This is a genomic window from Burkholderia sp. AU33423 (assembly GCF_002223135.1).
Lineage (GTDB): Bacteria > Pseudomonadota > Gammaproteobacteria > Burkholderiales > Burkholderiaceae > Burkholderia > Burkholderia lata_D.
Genome location: NZ_NKFH01000007.1, coordinates 1,424,128 through 1,440,788, shown reverse-complemented (window position 1 = coordinate 1,440,788; position 16,661 = coordinate 1,424,128). Strand labels below are relative to the sequence as shown.

General features: G+C 66.9%; 15 protein-coding genes. 6 read left to right on the top strand and 9 right to left on the bottom strand.

Annotated elements, in window-relative coordinates:
• Positions 1-80: 80 nt before the first annotated feature.
• Positions 81-1,319, bottom strand: coding sequence for a multidrug effflux MFS transporter (locus tag CFB50_RS25040; RefSeq protein WP_089447516.1), 1,239 nt, complete (start codon positions 1,317-1,319; stop codon positions 81-83).
• A 102-nt stretch (positions 1,320-1,421) separates the two neighbouring features.
• On the opposite strand from CFB50_RS25040, the gene pdxR reads away from it, so the two are divergent.
• The 5 genes from pdxR (at position 1,422) to CFB50_RS25015 (ending at position 8,425) form a co-directional block, all read left to right on the top strand.
• Positions 1,422-2,912 carry a MocR-like pyridoxine biosynthesis transcription factor PdxR gene (gene pdxR, locus CFB50_RS25035; protein WP_089447515.1) on the top strand — a complete coding sequence of 497 codons (1,491 nt, stop codon included), beginning with the start codon at positions 1,422-1,424 and terminating at the stop codon, positions 2,910-2,912.
• Positions 2,913-3,129: 217 nt separating this feature from the next.
• Entirely contained in the window at positions 3,130-4,230 is a 1,101-nt protein-coding gene (locus CFB50_RS25030; RefSeq protein WP_089447514.1) for an ABC transporter substrate-binding protein, read from the top strand.
• Between the two features lie 112 nt (positions 4,231-4,342).
• A complete protein-coding gene (locus tag CFB50_RS25025) occupies positions 4,343-6,115 on the top strand; it encodes an ABC transporter permease (protein ID WP_069251434.1) in 1,773 nt (590 codons plus the stop codon).
• On the top strand, positions 6,108-7,175 hold the full coding sequence (locus tag CFB50_RS25020) for an ABC transporter ATP-binding protein (RefSeq protein WP_089447513.1): 1,068 nt from the start codon (positions 6,108-6,110) through the stop codon (positions 7,173-7,175). The genes CFB50_RS25025 and CFB50_RS25020 overlap by 8 nt, the downstream gene beginning before the upstream one ends.
• A gap of 158 nt (positions 7,176-7,333) precedes the next feature.
• On the top strand, positions 7,334-8,425 hold the full coding sequence (locus CFB50_RS25015; protein WP_089447512.1) for a porin: 1,092 nt from the start codon (positions 7,334-7,336) through the stop codon (positions 8,423-8,425).
• 187 nt (positions 8,426-8,612) lie between these two features.
• Here CFB50_RS25015 and CFB50_RS25010 read toward each other — a convergent pair whose 3' ends face one another.
• A complete protein-coding gene (locus CFB50_RS25010; protein ID WP_089447511.1) occupies positions 8,613-9,578 on the bottom strand; it encodes a quinone oxidoreductase family protein in 966 nt (321 codons plus the stop codon).
• Between the two features lie 46 nt (positions 9,579-9,624).
• A complete protein-coding gene (locus CFB50_RS25005) occupies positions 9,625-9,876 on the bottom strand; it encodes a hypothetical protein (protein ID WP_089447510.1) in 252 nt (83 codons plus the stop codon).
• Between the two features lie 95 nt (positions 9,877-9,971).
• Here CFB50_RS25005 and CFB50_RS25000 point away from each other — a divergent pair, with 95 nt between their 5' ends.
• Complete coding sequence (locus tag CFB50_RS25000; RefSeq protein ID WP_089447509.1) at positions 9,972-10,757, top strand: AraC family transcriptional regulator; 786 nt, start codon at positions 9,972-9,974, stop codon at positions 10,755-10,757.
• A gap of 95 nt (positions 10,758-10,852) precedes the next feature.
• Here the strand turns inward: CFB50_RS25000 and CFB50_RS24995 are convergent, their stop codons facing one another.
• The 6 genes from CFB50_RS24995 to hpaE all read right to left on the bottom strand — a co-directional run bounded on the left by CFB50_RS24995 (position 10,853) and on the right by hpaE (position 16,653).
• A complete protein-coding gene (locus CFB50_RS24995) occupies positions 10,853-12,121 on the bottom strand; it encodes an IS256 family transposase (protein ID WP_089445088.1) in 1,269 nt (422 codons plus the stop codon).
• A 100-nt stretch (positions 12,122-12,221) separates the two neighbouring features.
• Complete coding sequence (gene hpaI / locus CFB50_RS24990) at positions 12,222-13,028, bottom strand: 4-hydroxy-2-oxoheptanedioate aldolase (RefSeq protein ID WP_089447508.1); 807 nt, start codon at positions 13,026-13,028, stop codon at positions 12,222-12,224.
• Positions 13,029-13,040: 12 nt separating this feature from the next.
• A complete protein-coding gene (gene hpaH, locus CFB50_RS24985; RefSeq protein ID WP_089447507.1) occupies positions 13,041-13,844 on the bottom strand; it encodes a 2-oxo-hept-4-ene-1,7-dioate hydratase in 804 nt (267 codons plus the stop codon).
• 20 nt (positions 13,845-13,864) lie between these two features.
• Positions 13,865-14,257 carry a 5-carboxymethyl-2-hydroxymuconate Delta-isomerase gene (locus tag CFB50_RS24980; protein WP_039356869.1) on the bottom strand — a complete coding sequence of 131 codons (393 nt, stop codon included), beginning with the start codon at positions 14,255-14,257 and terminating at the stop codon, positions 13,865-13,867.
• 33 nt (positions 14,258-14,290) lie between these two features.
• Positions 14,291-15,139 carry a 3,4-dihydroxyphenylacetate 2,3-dioxygenase gene (gene hpaD / locus CFB50_RS24975; RefSeq protein WP_089447506.1) on the bottom strand — a complete coding sequence of 283 codons (849 nt, stop codon included), beginning with the start codon at positions 15,137-15,139 and terminating at the stop codon, positions 14,291-14,293.
• 50 nt (positions 15,140-15,189) lie between these two features.
• On the bottom strand, positions 15,190-16,653 hold the full coding sequence (gene hpaE, locus CFB50_RS24970) for a 5-carboxymethyl-2-hydroxymuconate semialdehyde dehydrogenase (protein ID WP_059696297.1): 1,464 nt from the start codon (positions 16,651-16,653) through the stop codon (positions 15,190-15,192).
• Positions 16,654-16,661: the final 8 nt, after the last annotated feature.

The following is a 16,661-nucleotide window of genomic DNA, read 5'->3' as shown; positions in this document are numbered from 1 at the left end:
ATCCTTTCCATGGCGACGCCTCGCGGAAACACGGGTTGCGCCGCCCGCGCGGGGCGCGTCGCCGTCCCGCCGACCGTCGCTCAGCGCTCGGCGGCGGGACGAATCCGCGTCGCGACGCTCGAATCGTCGTCTGCACGCCGTCGCTCGCGCAGGCCGACCGCCACCGCCAGGAACGCGACGCTCGCACCGGCCGTGACGACGATCATCGGGCGCGCGGTGCCGTCCGACAGCCACGCCAGCACGCCGCCGCACGCGGCCGTGATCGCCATCTGGATAAAGAAGAACAGCCCGGATGCCGTCCCGGCGATCGTCGTGTACGGCTGCATCACCGCAAACTGGCAGGCCGGGATCGCGATCCCGACGGCGATCATCACGAAGAACATCGGGACGACCAGCGCCGCGACCGCCGTCGGCGCGATCGCACCGCCGATCCACAACCCGGCGGCGCTGGCCAGATTGACGCCCGCCGCCGCCGCGATGACCGAATCGGCCTTCCAGCGGGTACCGGTCCGCGCGAACAGGTTCGAGCCGATCAGGTAGCCGAGCACGGTCAGGCCGAAGATCGCCGCATACACCGGGCCGGATACGCCGCGTTGCCGCTGGAACAGCGTCGACGATTCCGCGATGAACGGGTAGTAAGTGCAGTACGCGAAACTGATGGCGAGCGAGTAGCGCAGGAAACTGCGCTCGCGCAGCAGGCCCGCGTACGTCCGCAGAAGCCCCGCGCCCGGTGCTGGCCGTGCGTCGCGTTCACGCGTCTCCGGCAGGTAGCGCAGCACCATCGCCATTGCGATCAGCCCGCCCCCGGCCAGCAGTCCGAACACGCCGCGCCAGCCGAGCCATTCGGCCACCGCGCTGCCGGCCAGCGGTGCAATCACCGGCGACAGCGCCATGCCCGCCGAGATCCGGCCCAGCATCGTGGCCTGCATCGCGGTCGGGAAGCGCTCGCGCACGATCACCCGTCCGATCACCGTTCCGCTGCAGCCGCCCAACGCCTGGAAGATGCGGGCGGCGACGATCGCCGTGATGCTGGCCGACCACGCGCAAGCGACGCTCGCGACCACGTAGAGACACAGGCCGCCGAGCAGGACGGGACGGCGGCCGTAACGGTCGGACAACGGCCCCGACACCAGCATCGACAGCGCATAGCCGACCATGTACAGGGTCAGCGTGAGCTGCAACTGGGCGTCGGTGCCGTGCAGCGCGTCGGCCATCGCCGGCAGCGACGGCAGGTATGCATCGATCGTGACCCGCGGCAGGCACACGACGAGCATCAACAGGAGCAGCCAGCCCCACTGGGGTAATGAACGCGTTTTCATGCGGTGAGCCCGTCTCCGGTCGGATTGATGTGGTCGACAGCAATCTAAGGTCAAAGTGATATAAGCTGAAGGGCCATTAAATCCGCAACTGAATAGACCACTATGCCGCGAGGCAAAGCCGCGATTCCGCTTGATCTGCCGTGCCCGGCCGGGCTGTCCACGGGCAGTCCGCAGTCGAAGCAGGAGTGCATCGCCGACGCGCTGCGCGACGCGATCCTGAAGCGCCTGCTGCCCGGCGACAGCCCGCTGCCGTCCAGCCGCACGCTTGCCGCGCGCTGGGGCGTCGCGCGGGGGACCGTCGAAGCGGCGTACGACCGGCTGTGCTCCGAGGGCTACATCGCCCGCACGCAAGGGTCGGGATCGCGGGTATGCGCGGTGGTGCCGGACAGCTACTTGCGCGCGGCCGCGCAATCGCGCGACACCAACGACCTTCCCCCTTCCGATGCGCGCCCTGCCCAGGCGCGCACGACCAACGCCGCCGCGCCGGAACAAGGCGTGCGCCCGGGCGTCCCGTTCGTCGCGCGGCTCGCCGATCCCGGCCTGCTGCCGATGCAGCAGTGGAAGAAGGCGCTCGGGGCCAGCCTGCTTGCCGCGACCGCGAACGACCTCGGGGCGACGCCGGCACAAGGCGTCGAGAGCCTGCGCGACGAAATCGCCGCGTACTTGCGCGAATACCGCGGCATCCCGTGCGACGCCGGCGACATCTTCATCACGACCGGCATCCGCCATTCGATCGATCTCGTCGCGCGCACGCTGCTCGCGCCCGGCGCGACGGTGTTGATGGAGGATCCCGGCTATGCGTCGGCATGGCAGATCTTCACGATCGCGGGCGCGGCCGTGATCGACGTGCCGGTCGATCGGGAAGGCATCGACACGGCGTCGCTGGACCGCTATCCCGACGCGCGCGCGGCCTACGTGACGCCCGCCCATCAGGCGCCGCTCGGCGTCACGATGTCGGTGTCGCGCCGGCTCGAGCTGCTCGACTGGGCGCAGCGCACCCGCGGGTGGATCATCGAGGACGACTACGACGGCGAATTCAGCTACCAGACCGCCCCGCTGCCCGCGCTGAAATCGCTCGACGCGTGCGATCGCGTGATCTACTGCGGCTCGTTCAACAAGACGCTGTTCTCGGGGCTGCGCATCGGCTTCATGGTCGTGCCGGCGGAACTGCGGCCGGCGCTGTCGGCCGTGTGGCATGCGACCGCGCGCTCGGTCGGCGTGGCGCCGCAGCTGGCGCTGGCTCGCTTCATCGGCCACGGTGATTTTGCGAAGCACCTGCGTGCCGCGCGTCACACGTACCGCCAGCGGCGCGACCTCGTGCTCGACCAGCTGGCGAAACACGCGGGCGGGCGGTACGCGGTGTCCGGCGAGCACGCGGGCTTTCATTTCGTGCTGTGGCTGCCGCCCGGGATGGACGACGCGACGTATGTCGCACAAGCCCAGGCGGACGGCATCGAATTACAGCCGATCCGCGAATTCTGCCGAAGCGCCCGGTGCGAAGCGGGCGTCGTCGTCGGGTACGCCGCGTTGACGGCCGCGCACGCGCGGCATGGCGGCCGGCTGCTCGGCAAGCTGCTCGCGCACCCCGCATAACCGCTCCTGTCATCGTTGCCGCACCCCGCGGCAACCCGCCGCGCTCCCTTGTCCGACCGCGCCGCACGCTGCAAAACGCGCGGCCGCCGCCGCTTCGACCTCGGGAAATCCATGACACGAACGACGCGATTGTGAACAGAAATGAAAGCGAGCTGAAAGTGCGCCGCAATTAACATCCGCTCCACTCGAACAACACTGGACGTAACTGGAGGAAGACATGCCGTTTGCACCGAAGCACCTCGCCGCCGCGCTGGCGGTCGTTCTGGGCACTGCCGCCGGCAGCGCCGCCGCGCAGGTTCCGGCCGGCTACCCGGGGAACTACCAGGGCGTGATCGACGCCGCGAAGAAGGAAGGCAAGCTGATCGTCTACTCGACGACCGACACGGGCCTCGTGCGCCCGCTGATCAAGGACTTCGAAAGCCTGTACGGCGTGAAGGTCGAGTACAACGACATGAACAGCACCGAGCTGTACAACCGCTACATCAGCGAGAACGCGGCGAGCAGCACCAGCGCCGACGTGCTGTGGAGCTCGGCGATGGACCTGCAGGTCAAGCTCGTCAACGACGGCCTGATGGCGTCGTACGATTCGCCCGAGAGCGCGAACGTGCCGCAATGGGCGCAGTACCAGAAGCAGGCGTACGGCACGACGTTCGAGCCGCTGGCGATCGTCTACAACAAGCGCCTGATCCCCGAGAACGAAGTGCCGAAGACGCGCGCCGAGCTGATCAAGCTGCTCGCGTCGCAACCGGACAAGTTCAAGGGCAAGCTCACGACGTACGACGTCGAGAAATCCGGCGTCGGCTTCAACGCGCTGACGCAGGACGCGCACCTGAACGAGAAGGTCACATGGGAACTCGTGAAGGCGATCGGCGCGACCGGCCCGAAGCTGCAGTCGAGCACGGGCGCGATGATGGAGCGCATCTCGTCGGGCGAGAACCTGATCGGCTACAACATCATCGGTTCGTATGCGTACGCGAAGGCGAAGAAGGACAAGTCCATCGGCTACGTGTTTCCGAAGGACTACACACAGATCGTGAGCCGCCTCGCGACGATCTCGAAGAAGGCGAAAAACCCGAACGCCGCCAAGCTGTGGGTGGACTACCTGCTGTCGAAGCGCGGCCAGACCATGATCGCAAACCAGGCGAACCTGTACGCGATCCGTGCGGACGTGACCGGCGAGACGTCGGCCGCGAGCCTCACGAAGGAGCTCGGCGATTCGCTGAAGCCGATCCAGATCGGCACCGGCCTGCTCGTCTACCTGGACCAGTCGAAGCGGCTCGCGTTCCTGAAGCAATGGCAGCAGGCGATCAAGAGCTGATCCGCTGATCGGCTTCGGCCGGCCAACGGCCGCCCGCCACGTCGCGCGGGCGGCCCCTTCCCCATACCGACTTCCTAGAGGCGGCCATCCGGATGGCCGCAGGGGCGAACTCATGCTTTCAACCAGCACACGCGGCACGGCACCGGCCGTTCCGCCCGCCACCGGCCCGCGCGACGCGATTCCCGCGCTACCGGTCAGCAGCCTGCAGCCGCTCGCCGGCATGCTGCGCTGGATCGTCGTCGCGGTACTGACCATCGCGGTCGCGCTGCCGCTCGGCTTCATCCTGTTCCAGAGCCTGCTGTCCGCGCCGTTCTTCGATGCGAACAAGACGCTCGGCATCGAGGGCTTTCGTTTCGTCTTCAGCGATCCCGATTTCTGGTCGGCCGTGAAGAACTCGTTCATCATCGCCGGCGGGATGCTGTTCATCTCGATCCCGCTCGGCGGCATTCTCGCGTTCCTGATGGTGCGCACCGACCTGCCCGGCCGCCGCTGGCTCGAACCGCTGCTGCTCACGCCCGTGTTCGTGTCGCCGATGGTGCTCGCGTTCGGCTACGTGGTCGCGGCCGGCCCGGTCGGCTTCTACTCGGTGTGGTTCAAGGCACTGTTCGGGGTGCAAAGCGTGCCCTGGAACGTGTACTCGATCTTCGCGATCACGGTGATCGTCGGCCTCACGCACGTGCCGCACGTGTACCTGTACTCGTCGGCCGCGCTGCGCAACCTCGGCTCGGACGTCGAGGAAGCCGCCCGCGTGACGGGCGCCCGCCCGTTCCGCGTCGCGCTCGACGTCAGCCTGCCGATGACGATGCCCGCGCTGCTGTTCGCCGGCGTGCTCGTGTTCTTCCTCGGCTTCGAGGTGTTCGGGCTGCCGCTCGTGCTCGGCGATCCGGAAGGCCACCTCGTGCTCGCGACCTACCTGTACAAGCTGACCAACAAGCTCGGCGTGCCGTCGTATCACCTGATGGCCGCGGTCGCCGTGTGCATCGTCGCGATCACGTTCCCGCTCGTGCTGCTGCAGCGCCGCCTGCTGAAGACCGCGAACCGCTTCGTCACCGTGAAGGGCAAGGCCGGCCGCGCGACGGTGCTGCCGCTCGGCGTATGGCGCTGGGTCGCACTCGCGATCGTCGCGCTGTGGCTGATGCTGACGGTGATCGTGCCGATCTCGGGCATCGTACTGCGCGCATTCGTGACCAACTGGGGCGAAGGCGTCGCGCTCACCGAGGTGCTGACGCTGGCGAACTTCGTCGAGCTGTTCGAGCAGGACAACCTGGTGCGCGCGATCGTCAATACGCTCGGCATCGGCGTGATCGGCGGCGCGCTCGCGATCGGCTTCTACTCGCTCGTCGCGTTCGCCGGCCACCGCCGCCCCGACTGGGCGACCAAGCTGCTCGACTACCTCGTGCTGCTGCCGCGCGCGGTGCCCGGCCTGCTCGCCGGTCTCGCGTTCCTGTGGATCTTCCTGTTCGTCCCGGGCCTGCGGGAGCTGAAGAACTCGATGTGGAGCATCTGGATCGCGTACACGGTCGTGTGGCTCGCGTACGGGATGCGGCTCATCCAGAGCGCGCTGCTGCAGGTCGGCCCCGAGCTCGAGGAAGCCGGCCGCAGCGTCGGCGCGACGCGCAGCCGCGTGTCGCTCGACGTGACGCTGCCGCTCGTGCGTTTCGGCCTGCTCGCCGCGTGGCTCCTGATCTTCATGATCTTCGAGCGCGAATACTCGACGGCCGTCTACCTGCTGTCGCCCGGCACCGAAGTGATCGGCGCGCTGCTCGTATCGCTGTGGGCGACCGGCGCCGTCGACCAGGTCGCCGCGCTTTCTGTCATCAACATTGCGATGGTCGGCGCCGGTCTCGGCGTGGCCCTGCGTTTCGGAGTGAAACTTCATGGATAAGCTCATCGTCGACGACCTGCACCTCAGCTACGGCACCAATCCGATCCTCAAGGGCGTGTCGTTCGAACTGAAGGCCGGCGAAGTCGTGTGCCTGCTCGGCGCGTCGGGCAGCGGCAAGACCACGCTGCTACGCGCGGTGGCCGGCCTCGAACAGCCGTCCGACGGCCGCATCCAGCTCGACGACCGCGTGTTCTTCGACGGCGCGCAGCGCGTTGACCTGCCCGTCGAGCAGCGCTCGCTCGGTCTCGTGTTCCAGTCGTACGCGCTGTGGCCGCACCGCACCGTCGCCGACAACGTCGGCTACGGGCTGAAGCTGCGCCGCGTCGCACCGGCCGAACAGAAGCGCCGCGTGCAGACCGCGCTCGACCAGCTCGGCCTCGGCCATCTCGCGGAACGCTTCCCGCATCAGTTGTCGGGCGGCCAGCAGCAGCGCGTCGCGATTGCGCGCGCGCTCGTCTACAACCCGCCGGTGATCCTGCTCGACGAACCGCTGTCGAACCTCGACGCGAAGCTGCGCGAGGAAGCACGTGCGTGGTTGCGCGAACTGATCGTGTCGCTCGGGCTGTCGGCCCTGTGCGTCACGCACGACCAGACCGAGGCGATGGCGATGTCCGATCGCATCCTGCTGCTGCGCAACGGCCGCATCGAGCAGGAAGGCACGCCGGCCGAGCTGTACGGCGCGCCGCGCTCGCTGTACACGGCCGAGTTCATGGGCAGCAACAACCGGATCGATGCGCGCGTCGCGGCCATTGACGGCGAACGCGTGACGCTCGCCGGCGACGGCTGGGAACTGCAGGCACTCGCCCGCGACACATTCGCGCCGGGCCAGGACGCGCAGGCCGTGATCCGCCTCGAACGCGTGCAGGTCGCGGACGGCCCGGGCGCGAACCGGCTCCAGGCCGATCTCGTCACGTCGATGTATCTCGGCGACCGCTGGGAATACCTGTTCCATTGCGGCGAGATGCGCCTGCGCGCATTCGGTCACGTGCCGCGCGCAGCGGGCAAGCACTGGATCGAATTCCCGACCAACGACTGCTGGGCGTTCGCGAAAGCGGGCTGACCCACGCGGCGGGCGCTCCGCCCGCCACCTGCGCGCTTTCCGTCGTGTCACGACAGGCCTGTCCGGCGGACGTCTTCTGGCGTCCGCCGCGGCGTGCTGCGCGCCGCATTCGCTTTACCCCGTTTCACCCACTCACAAGAACCAAGGAGACACCGTCAATGAAGTCACGCGCAGAACGTTCCCTTCGCGCCGCAGTCCTGACCGGCTCGGCCGCCGTCGCCGGCCTCGCGGCCAGTGCCGCGCACGCGCAGTCGTCGGTCACGATGTACGGGATCATGGATGCCGGCATCGAGTTCGCCAACCACGCGGCGCCGCAAGGCGGCAATTCGTATAAGCTCAAGTCCGGCAACAAGAACACGTCGCGCTGGGGCCTGCGCGGCGTCGAGGATCTCGGCGGCGGGCTGAAGGCCGTGTTCCGCCTCGAAAGCGGGATCGACCTCGCGAACGGCGCGTCCGACGACGGCCCCGATTCGATCTTCGGGCGCCGCGCAACCGTCGGCCTGAAGGGCAAATGGGGCGAGATCTCGCTCGGCCGCACCTTCACCGTCACCTACGACTACATGCTGCCGTTCGACCCGATGGGGTATGCGCAGAACTACTCGTGGGCGACGTCGTCGATGGCGACCGGCGGCCGCAAGGACGGCATGTTCACGCGCTCGTCGAATGCGGTGCGCTACGACGGCGAATTCAGCGGCTTCAAGTTCGGCGCGATGTACGGCTTCGGCAACGTGCCGGGCAGCGTGAAAACCAGCTCGAAGTACGACGCGGCGATCGGTTACGAGGGCGGCCCGTTCGCTGCGGTGGTCGCATTCGACCGGCAGAACGGCGCGTCCGACAGCGTGACGCCGGCCGATCCGGTCAACTACATCCAGGGGATTCATGCGGGCCTGAGCTACGACTTCGGCAACCTGAAGACGATGGCCGGCTACCGCAACTACAAGCGCACGTATCGCACGAGCGCCGCGAACCAGTTGAGCGACATGTACTGGGTCGGCGGTTCGTACCAGTTCACGCCAACGTTCTCGCTGATCGGCGCCGTGTATCACCAGAACATCAAGGGCGGCACGGATGCCGATCCGACGCTCGTGTCGATGCGTGCGAATTACGCGCTGTCGAAGCGCACGGTGCTGTATGCGGCCGGTGCGTTTGCGATCGGGAAGCATGGGCAGAACGTCGGTGTATCGCGCGATGTCAATGGATACGGCACCACGCAGGTCGGGGTGACGGCCGGGATTCAGCAGCGGTTCTGAGTCTGATGCGGCGGGTGGCGGCGGGCGCGTTGTGCGCCGCCGCCCGCCCGTTCGCCCGTTCGCGACGGGCCACCCTACCCTTGGTCGTTGCACGAACCGATTCGCAGGACCCGTCGGTATCCTGACGAGATCGCGTGCGCAAACGGCCCCAGCCGTGCGTGCGGACAGGCGGTGCGCTGCCTGTTCGTCATCCGCCTTCGCGCATCGTGAACACCGGGCGCACGAGACTGTTCACATCGCCCCAGTGTTCGCTGACCGCCGACAGCGGCACCATGCGCGTCTCGATATCCAGGCGCGCCGGCCCTGCCGCGTCGAATACGCCGCCCTCCGAGGCCAGCAGGCGTGGCAGCGACACACTGCCGAGGCCGCTGCCCATCAGCTCGATGGCCGTCGCCCGCAACACCGCGCCCGGCAACAGCACGTCCGCGCCGCCGATCGAGCCAATCTGCACGAAACGCAGCCGCCGGCCATCGGGGGTCGCCTTCGCGGCGGCAACCAGCAGCGTCTGTGCGCTGCGCCCCCACAAATAGTCGAGCACGACATCCACGCCTGCGCGGAAATGCGGTTCGAGCGCGCGTGCCAGTTGTGCGTCATCCTGCTGCAACGACACGACGGCATCCGCGCCCGCGCTGAGCAATGCCTGCAGCGCCGCCGCGTTGCGGCCCGTCGCGATCACCTTCGCAGCGCCGAGATGCTTCGCGATCCGCACCGCCAGCCGCCCCGACGTACCCGTCGCGCCGTTGACGAGCACCGTCTCGCCCGCGACGAGCCGCGCACGTTCGGTCAACGCGGCCCACGACGACATCCCGGGAATCGCGATCGCCGCGGCCGTGACGTCGTCGAGCGCATCGGGTAACGGCACGCACCGCGTATCGGGCACGATCGTCCGCTCGGCCATCGCGCCGAACGGTGCGGGTGCGCCGAAGAAATAGACGCGCTGCCCGTCGTCGAGGCGGCCGACGCCGTCGACGCCGACGACGAACGGATAACGCCCGTCCGACGAGTAATGCGTGCCGGACGCACGCCCCTGCGCGATCCGGCTCAGCGCGGACGCCGTCACGTCGATCAGGCGATGGCCAGGCATCGCGCGCGGCGCTTCGAAGTCCATATGGACGGGACGCTCGCCGGCGCCCGTTACGACTGCTGCTTTCATGACTGCTCCTCGAATCGGGGATTTCGATCGACGATTGCGGCGCCCGTCATTGCGCGTCGAGCCACGTGCGCAGCGCGGGATCGCGCACGTCCAGCACGTCGAACAGCCCAAGCGCGCGCAACGCGGGTAATGCATCGATCGTGTCGGCTTCCGCGCGCGCCCGGTCGGCAGGCGCGGCGTTCGGGTCGGTCAGCACCCGCGCGTTGACCAGGAACGCGCCGACGGTGCCCTTGCGGATCGTCGTTCCGTCGGCCTCGATCCGGTCGGCATGGTCGGGAAGCATCTGTTCGGCTCGCATCGTGTCGTACTCCGGTTGTCATCGATGGACGCAGTGTAGGCGTGCAATTCCGGCCGATCTCCGGTATAACGGCCATTCGATACCGATATCCGGCCATGTCCGATCCACTCCTGCCCGCCCGATTCGTCACGTCCGACGACGGCCCGTTCGTCGTAGCGGCCGTCCTGTCGCAACGCGATCCGCGCGTGACACCCTCCCACTCGCACGGGCGCGGCCAGCTCGTCGGCGCGCTGAGCGGGCTGCTGACGATCGGTCTCGACGATCAGGACTGGGTCGTGCCGGCGATTCACGCGATCTGGATTCCGCCGCATTGCCGCCATTCGTTGCGCTCGTTCGGGCCGATTTCCGGCTGGTCGGCGTTCGTCGCGGAAGCGCGCTGTGCGGCCCTGCCGGATACGCCGCGTGCGATCCGCACGACGCCGCTGCTGCGCGAAGCCGTGCAGCGCGCGGCGAGTTGGGAGGGTTCGGCGCTGGATGCCGCTCGGACGCGGATTGCCGACGTGATCCTCGATGAAATCGCGTCGTCGGAAGTCGAGGCGCTGGGGCTGGTGCGACCGCAAGATCCGCGGCTGATGAAGATCACCGATGCGCTTGCCGCCGATCTCGCGGACAACCGGCGGCTGGAGGAATGGGCCGAATGGGCCGGCATCAGCGCGCGGACGATGAGCCGTCGCTTCGTCGCGGAGACGGGGTTGACGTTCGCGCAGTGGCGTCAGCAGGCCAGGTTGTTGCGGGCGCTGGAGCGCATTGCCGACGGCGTGCCCGTGACGACGATCGCTCTCGATCTCGGGTACGACAACGTGAGCGCATTCATCGACATGTTCCGGCGCGCGTTGGGGACGACGCCGGGGAGGTATATGGAAACAGGGCGCCGTGGATAGGAATAAGCGTGGCGACTTGCAAATGTGAATCCGCCGTGCGGAAGGCTGGCGCCGGACGTGTCAGGAATTTCGTGTGCTGAGGCCGGTTAAAAATCTCAGCTGATGGCGGAGGTGAATCGCTCGCCGAACAGAATGGCGAACTGATTGACTGCTTGCCGCCAGGTGATAGGCGGCATCTTCCAATCCTTTTCGATGTTGCGCAAGGCAAGAAACAGCAGTTTGCTGGCGGCTTCGTCGCTCGGGAAGTGGCCGCGATTCTTTACGATCTTGCGCAACTGCATGTGCATGCTCTCGATGGCGTTGGTCGTATATACGATTCGACGCACCTCGGGCGGATAGGCGAAGAAGGGTATTACCTGCTCCCATTGGCGCTGCCACATGGCCGCGACGGTGGGGAATTTGCGGCCCCACTCGCTTTGCGCAAAGGCATCCAGCGCCGCTGCCGCCGCCTCGGCCGTGGCGGCCTGGTAGATCGGCTTGATCGCGGCGGCCAATGGCTTGCGGTCCTTCCAGCTCGCCAGATTCAGCGAATTGCGGATCAGATGCACGATGCAGGTCTGGATCTGGGCGGCCGGATAGACCGCCTCGATCGCTTCGGGAAAGCCGCGCAAACCGTCGACCACCGCGATCAGGATGTCGTGCAAACCGCGGTTCTTCAGCTCGTTGAAGACCTTCAGCCAGAACTTGGCGCCTTCGGTTTGCTCGATCCACAAACCCAGTACTTCCTTGCGGCCGTCGGCGCGGATGCCCAGCGCCAGATAGACCGCTTTGTTCTTGACCGTGCCTTCGTCGCGTATCTTCAGTCGCAGCGCGTCAAAGTACACGATCGGATACATGGCCTCGAGCGGGCGTTGCTGCCATTGCTCGACGTCGGCCAGCACCTCGTCGGTGACTGTCGAAATTAGGTCGGGCGACACCTGCAGTCCGTACAGTTCCAGCAGATGGCCCTGAATCTCGCGCACGCTCATGCCGCGCGCATACATGCTGATGACGTGGTCGTCGAAGCCAGGCAGCCGGCGTTGATACTTGCCGACCAATTGCGGCTCGAACGTCGCCTGCCGATCGCGCGGAATATCCAGCTTCAGCTCGCCGTTGGGCGTCAGGACCGTCTTGGGGCTGGTGCCGTTGCGGTGGTTGCCGGCCTTGCCTTGCTCGGCCTCGGCTTCGAGATGGTGGCTCAACTCGGCTGCAAGCATGCGCTCGGCCAGCTGCTTCTTGAGCTGGCCGGCCAGGCCCGATTCGCCCAGGATCGACTCGGCGTCCTTGCTCTGTACCTGGGCAAGCAGTTGATCGATTAGCTCATCGGGGAACAGCTTCGGCGCCTTCGGGTTCTTGCTCTTCTTGGTCACTGTTACATCGGTCATAGGACGTTATTTCCGTTATCGTCTCATGACCTCGGCACACTAAAAATCTGACAGGCTCCTGGCGCCCGGTAGACGGAAAACGCCAGCTCCCGCCATTGGCTCAATACGTCCCATCCCCCTTCTTCACGGCTTCGCCACCCTTCCCCTTGAACAACGCAGCCAACCGCTCCGCACTCCTCGCCAGCAGCGTCGTATCGACACCGACCGCAACGAACAACGCCCCCGCCTCCAGATAGCGCCGCGCGGCCGCCTCATCCGCGCTCAGAATGCCCGGCGCCTTGCCGGCCGCCTTGATCGTCCGGATCGCGCCGTCGATCGCCGCCTGCACGTCCGGGTGCCCCGGATTGCCGAGATGCCCCAGGTCTGCGGCCAGATCAGCCGGCCCGATAAACACGCCATCCACACCTTCGACCCGCGCAATCGCGTCGATCGCATCAAGCCCCGCCCGCGTCTCGACCTGCACGAGCACGGCCATCTCGTCGTTCGCGCGATGCAAGTAATCACCGACGCGATTCCACCGCGACGCACGCGCCAGCGCGCTGCCCACGCCGCGAATCCCATGCGGCGGATAACGCGTCGCCGCCACCGCCGCGCGCGCCTCGTCGGCACTCTGCACCATCGGCACGAGCAGCGTCTGCGCGCCGAGGTCGAGCACCTGCTTGACGATCACCGGATCGTTCCACGGCACGCGCACGACCGGATGCGACGGATACGGCGCGATCGCCTGCAGTTGCGCGAGGATCGTCGGCACCGTATTCGGCGCATGCTCGCCGTCGATCAGCAGCCAGTCGAAACCGGCGCCCGCCACCACTTCAGCGCTGTACGGATTCGCGAGCCCGAGCCACAGCCCGATCTGCGCGTCGCCGCGCGCCAGTGCGGCCTTGAAGACATTCGAAGGAATCTGCATCGCTCGCTCACCTCATTCGAAGTAGCACTGGATCGTCCCGAGCGGGCCGTAGTCGACGCTGAACGTGTCGCCCGGCCGCGCCGCGCACGGCCGCGTGAACGAGCCGCCGAGCACGATCTGCCCCGGCTCCAGCGCGACGTCGAAGCGCGACAGCCGGTTCGCGAGCCACGCAACGCCGTTCGCCGGATGGTTCAGCACGCCGGCCGCGACGCCCGTTTCCTCGACCACGCCATTACGCGACATGATCGCCGCGACCCAGCGCAGGTCGACATCCTGCGGCTTCACCGGCCGCCCGCCGATCACGACGCCCGCGTTCGCCGCGTTGTCGGCGATCGTGTCGAACACCTTGCGCGGCCGCTTCGTATCGGGGTCGATCGACTGGCTGCGCGCGTCGATGATCTCGAGTGCCGGCACCACGTAGTCGACCGCGTCGTACACGTCGAAGATCGTGCAGTCCGGGCCGCTCAGCCGCTTGCCGAGCACGAACGCGAGCTCGACCTCGACGCGCGGCACGATGAAGCGGGCGGTGGGAATCGTGCCGCCGTCGGCGAAGAACATGTCGTCGAGCAGCGCGCCGTAGTCGGGCTCGTCGATCTGCGACGTGTTCTGCATCGCCTTCGACGTCAGGCCGATCTTGTGGCCCTTCAGCGTGCGGCCTTCCGCGAGCTTGAGGGCGACCCACGTGCGCTGGATCGCGTACGCGTCGTCGATCGTGATGTCGGGATGGTCGAGCGAGATCTGGCGGATCTGCTTGCGCTCGCGCTCGGCGTCGTGCAGACGCTGCGCGAGCTGGTCGATGATGGCGGGTTCGAGCATGGTCGGATCGGGAATGGGGTTCAGCCTGCCCGCTTGTAGCGGGCATGGATGTTGTTGTGCTTGTACGAGCCGCTTTCGCTGAACTCGGTCAGTTCCATCGACAGCGCCAGGTAGCGTTTCGCGTACAACGCCGCGAAATGCGCCTTGATCGCGTCGAACAGTGCGTCACACGCGGCCTTTTTCTGCTCGTCGGTGCGGCCCGAGCCGATCTTGAGCGTCACGTGGACGAATGCGTCGTCCTCCGTGCCGTCGGCCACGCAGTAGTCCTGCAGTTCGATCGCGCGTGAGCGGATGCCGCCCGTCGGGAACACGCCGCCCTGCGCGATCAGCGTGGCGTTGATCGTGCGCAGCAGCGCGGGAATGCGCGCGTCGTCGCGGATGTTCGCGGTGTATTCGACGACGATGTGTGGCATGGCTAGTCTCCTGTCGAATGCGTGGCGCAGCGCTCAGGACAACGGAAAGATCGCATTGATCTGCCCGGTGCCCGAACTCGCGAAATAGTCGGTGACGATCTCGACAGGCTTGTCGTAGCGATCCCAGCCGAGCAAGCCGAGCAGCATCGCCGTGTCGTGCATCCCGCCTTCGCCGTGGCAATGCGTGTTGTACTCGGGCAGCATCGCGCAGAAGGTCTTGAAGTCCCCCTGCTTCCACAGATCGACCACGCGCAGGTCGACCTGCCGGAAGAATTCGCGGCTGATCTCGTGGATCGATTCCTCGGGGCTGCCGTTGTCGTTGAAGCGGTGCGACAGCGACCCGCTCGCGAGGAACGCGACGTTCGAATCGCTCTTCTCGATCGCTTCGAGCAGCGCCTCGCCGAAGCGCCGGCTTTCGTCGAGCTGATGCCACATGCACCAGCCGGCGATCGACACGACCTTGAAGTGCTGGTCGGCGTTCATGTAGCGCATCGGCACGAGCGTGCCGTATTCGAGTTCGAGGCTGTCGATCTCGTGCGCGCGCGTCGCGATCCCGCGCTCGGTGGCCGTCTCGGCGATCAGCCGGCCGAGCGCCGGGTTGCCCGGATAGGCGTACTGCATGTCGCGGATGAAATGCGGCAGCTCGTTGCTCGTGTACGTGCCCGAGAACTGCGCATTGCAGTTCACGTGATAGCCGGCGTTGACGAGCCAGTGCACGTCCGACACGACGATCGTGTCGACGCCGAGCGCGCGGCAGCGCTCGCCGATCAGTTGATGGCCGCGGATCGCCGCTTCGCGGCAGCCGTGATGCCTGCCGGGCATTTCCGACAGGTACATCGACGGCACATGCGTGATCTTCGCGGCGAGGGACAGTTTGCCCATCGTTCAAGTCTCCGTATGGTTCTTTCGTGCTGCCAGACGACCCGCGCCCGTCACACGCCCCAGCGCGGAATGTGGTGCGAACCCATCGAGATGCACACGTTCTTGATCTCCGCGAACACCTCGAAACTGTATTCGCCGCCCTCGCGCCCGGTGCCCGATTCCTTCACGCCGCCGAACGGCTGGCGCAGGTCCCGCACGTTCTGGCTGTTCACGAACACCATCCCTGCCTCGATGCCGCGCGCGAGGCGATGCACCTTGCCGACATCCTGCGTCCAGATGTACGAAGCCAGCCCGTACGACGTGTCGTTGGCGAGCCGCAGCCCTTCCTCCTCGTCCTCGAACGGGATCAGGCACGCGACCGGCCCGAAGATCTCTTCCTGCGCGACGCGCATCCGGTTGTCGACGTCGGCCAGCACGGTCGGCCGCACGAAGTTGCCGTTGCGCAGATGGTCGGGCAGGCCCGCCGGCTTGTCCGCGCCGCCCGCGACCACACGCGCGCCTTCCTGCTCGCCGATGCGGATATAGCCCGTCACCTTCTCCCAGTGCTGGCGCGTGATCATCGCGCCGAGGTTCGTGGCCGGATCGGACGGATCGCCGACCACCAGGTTGTTCGCGCGGCGCGCGAATTCCTGCACGAAACGGTCGTAGATCGTGCGCTGCACGAAGATCCGCGAGCCGGCCGTGCAGCGTTCGCCGTTGATCGAGAAGATCGTGAACAGCGAAGCATCGAGCGCGCGGTCGAAATCGGCGTCGTCGAAGATCAGCACCGGCGACTTGCCGCCAAGCTCCATCGAATACTTCTTGAGACCGGCACGCTCCATGATCCGCTTGCCGGTGACGGTGCCGCCGGTGAACGACACCGCGCGTACGTCCGGATGGCGCACGAGTGCATCGCCGGCCGTCGCGCCATAGCCCTGCACGACGTTGAGCACGCCCGGCGGGATACCGGCTTCGAGCGCGAGGCGGCCGAGCTGGTCGGCCGTCAGCGGCGACAGTTCCGACATCTTCAGCACGGCCGTGTTGCCGAGCGCGAGGCACGGCGCCGTCTTCCACGTCGCGGTCATGAACGGCACGTTCCACGGCGACACCAGCGCGCACACGCCGACCGGCTGGTACAGCGTGTAGTTCAGCATCTGGTCGTCGACCGGATAGGTGCGGCCGTTCATCTGCACGCACACTTCCGCGAAGAAGTTGAAATTCTCGGACGCGCGCGGAATCAGCTGTTTGCTCGTCTGCGCGATCGGCAGGCCGGTGTCCTGCGTCTCCAGCGCCGCGAGCATCGGCACGTTCTTCTCGATCAGTTCGCCGAGCTTGCGCATCAGCTTCGCGCGCTCCTTGGCGGGCGTGTTCGCCCATTTCGGGAACGCTTCCTTCGCCGCGCGCACGGCCGCATCGACTTCGGCCTCGCCGCCCGATGCGACGTCGGTGATGACTTCGCCCGTCGCGGGATTCAGCGTCGTGAACGTCTCGCGGCTCTCGACTTCCCGGCCGTCGATCCAGTGCTTGATGGTCATGCTCTCTC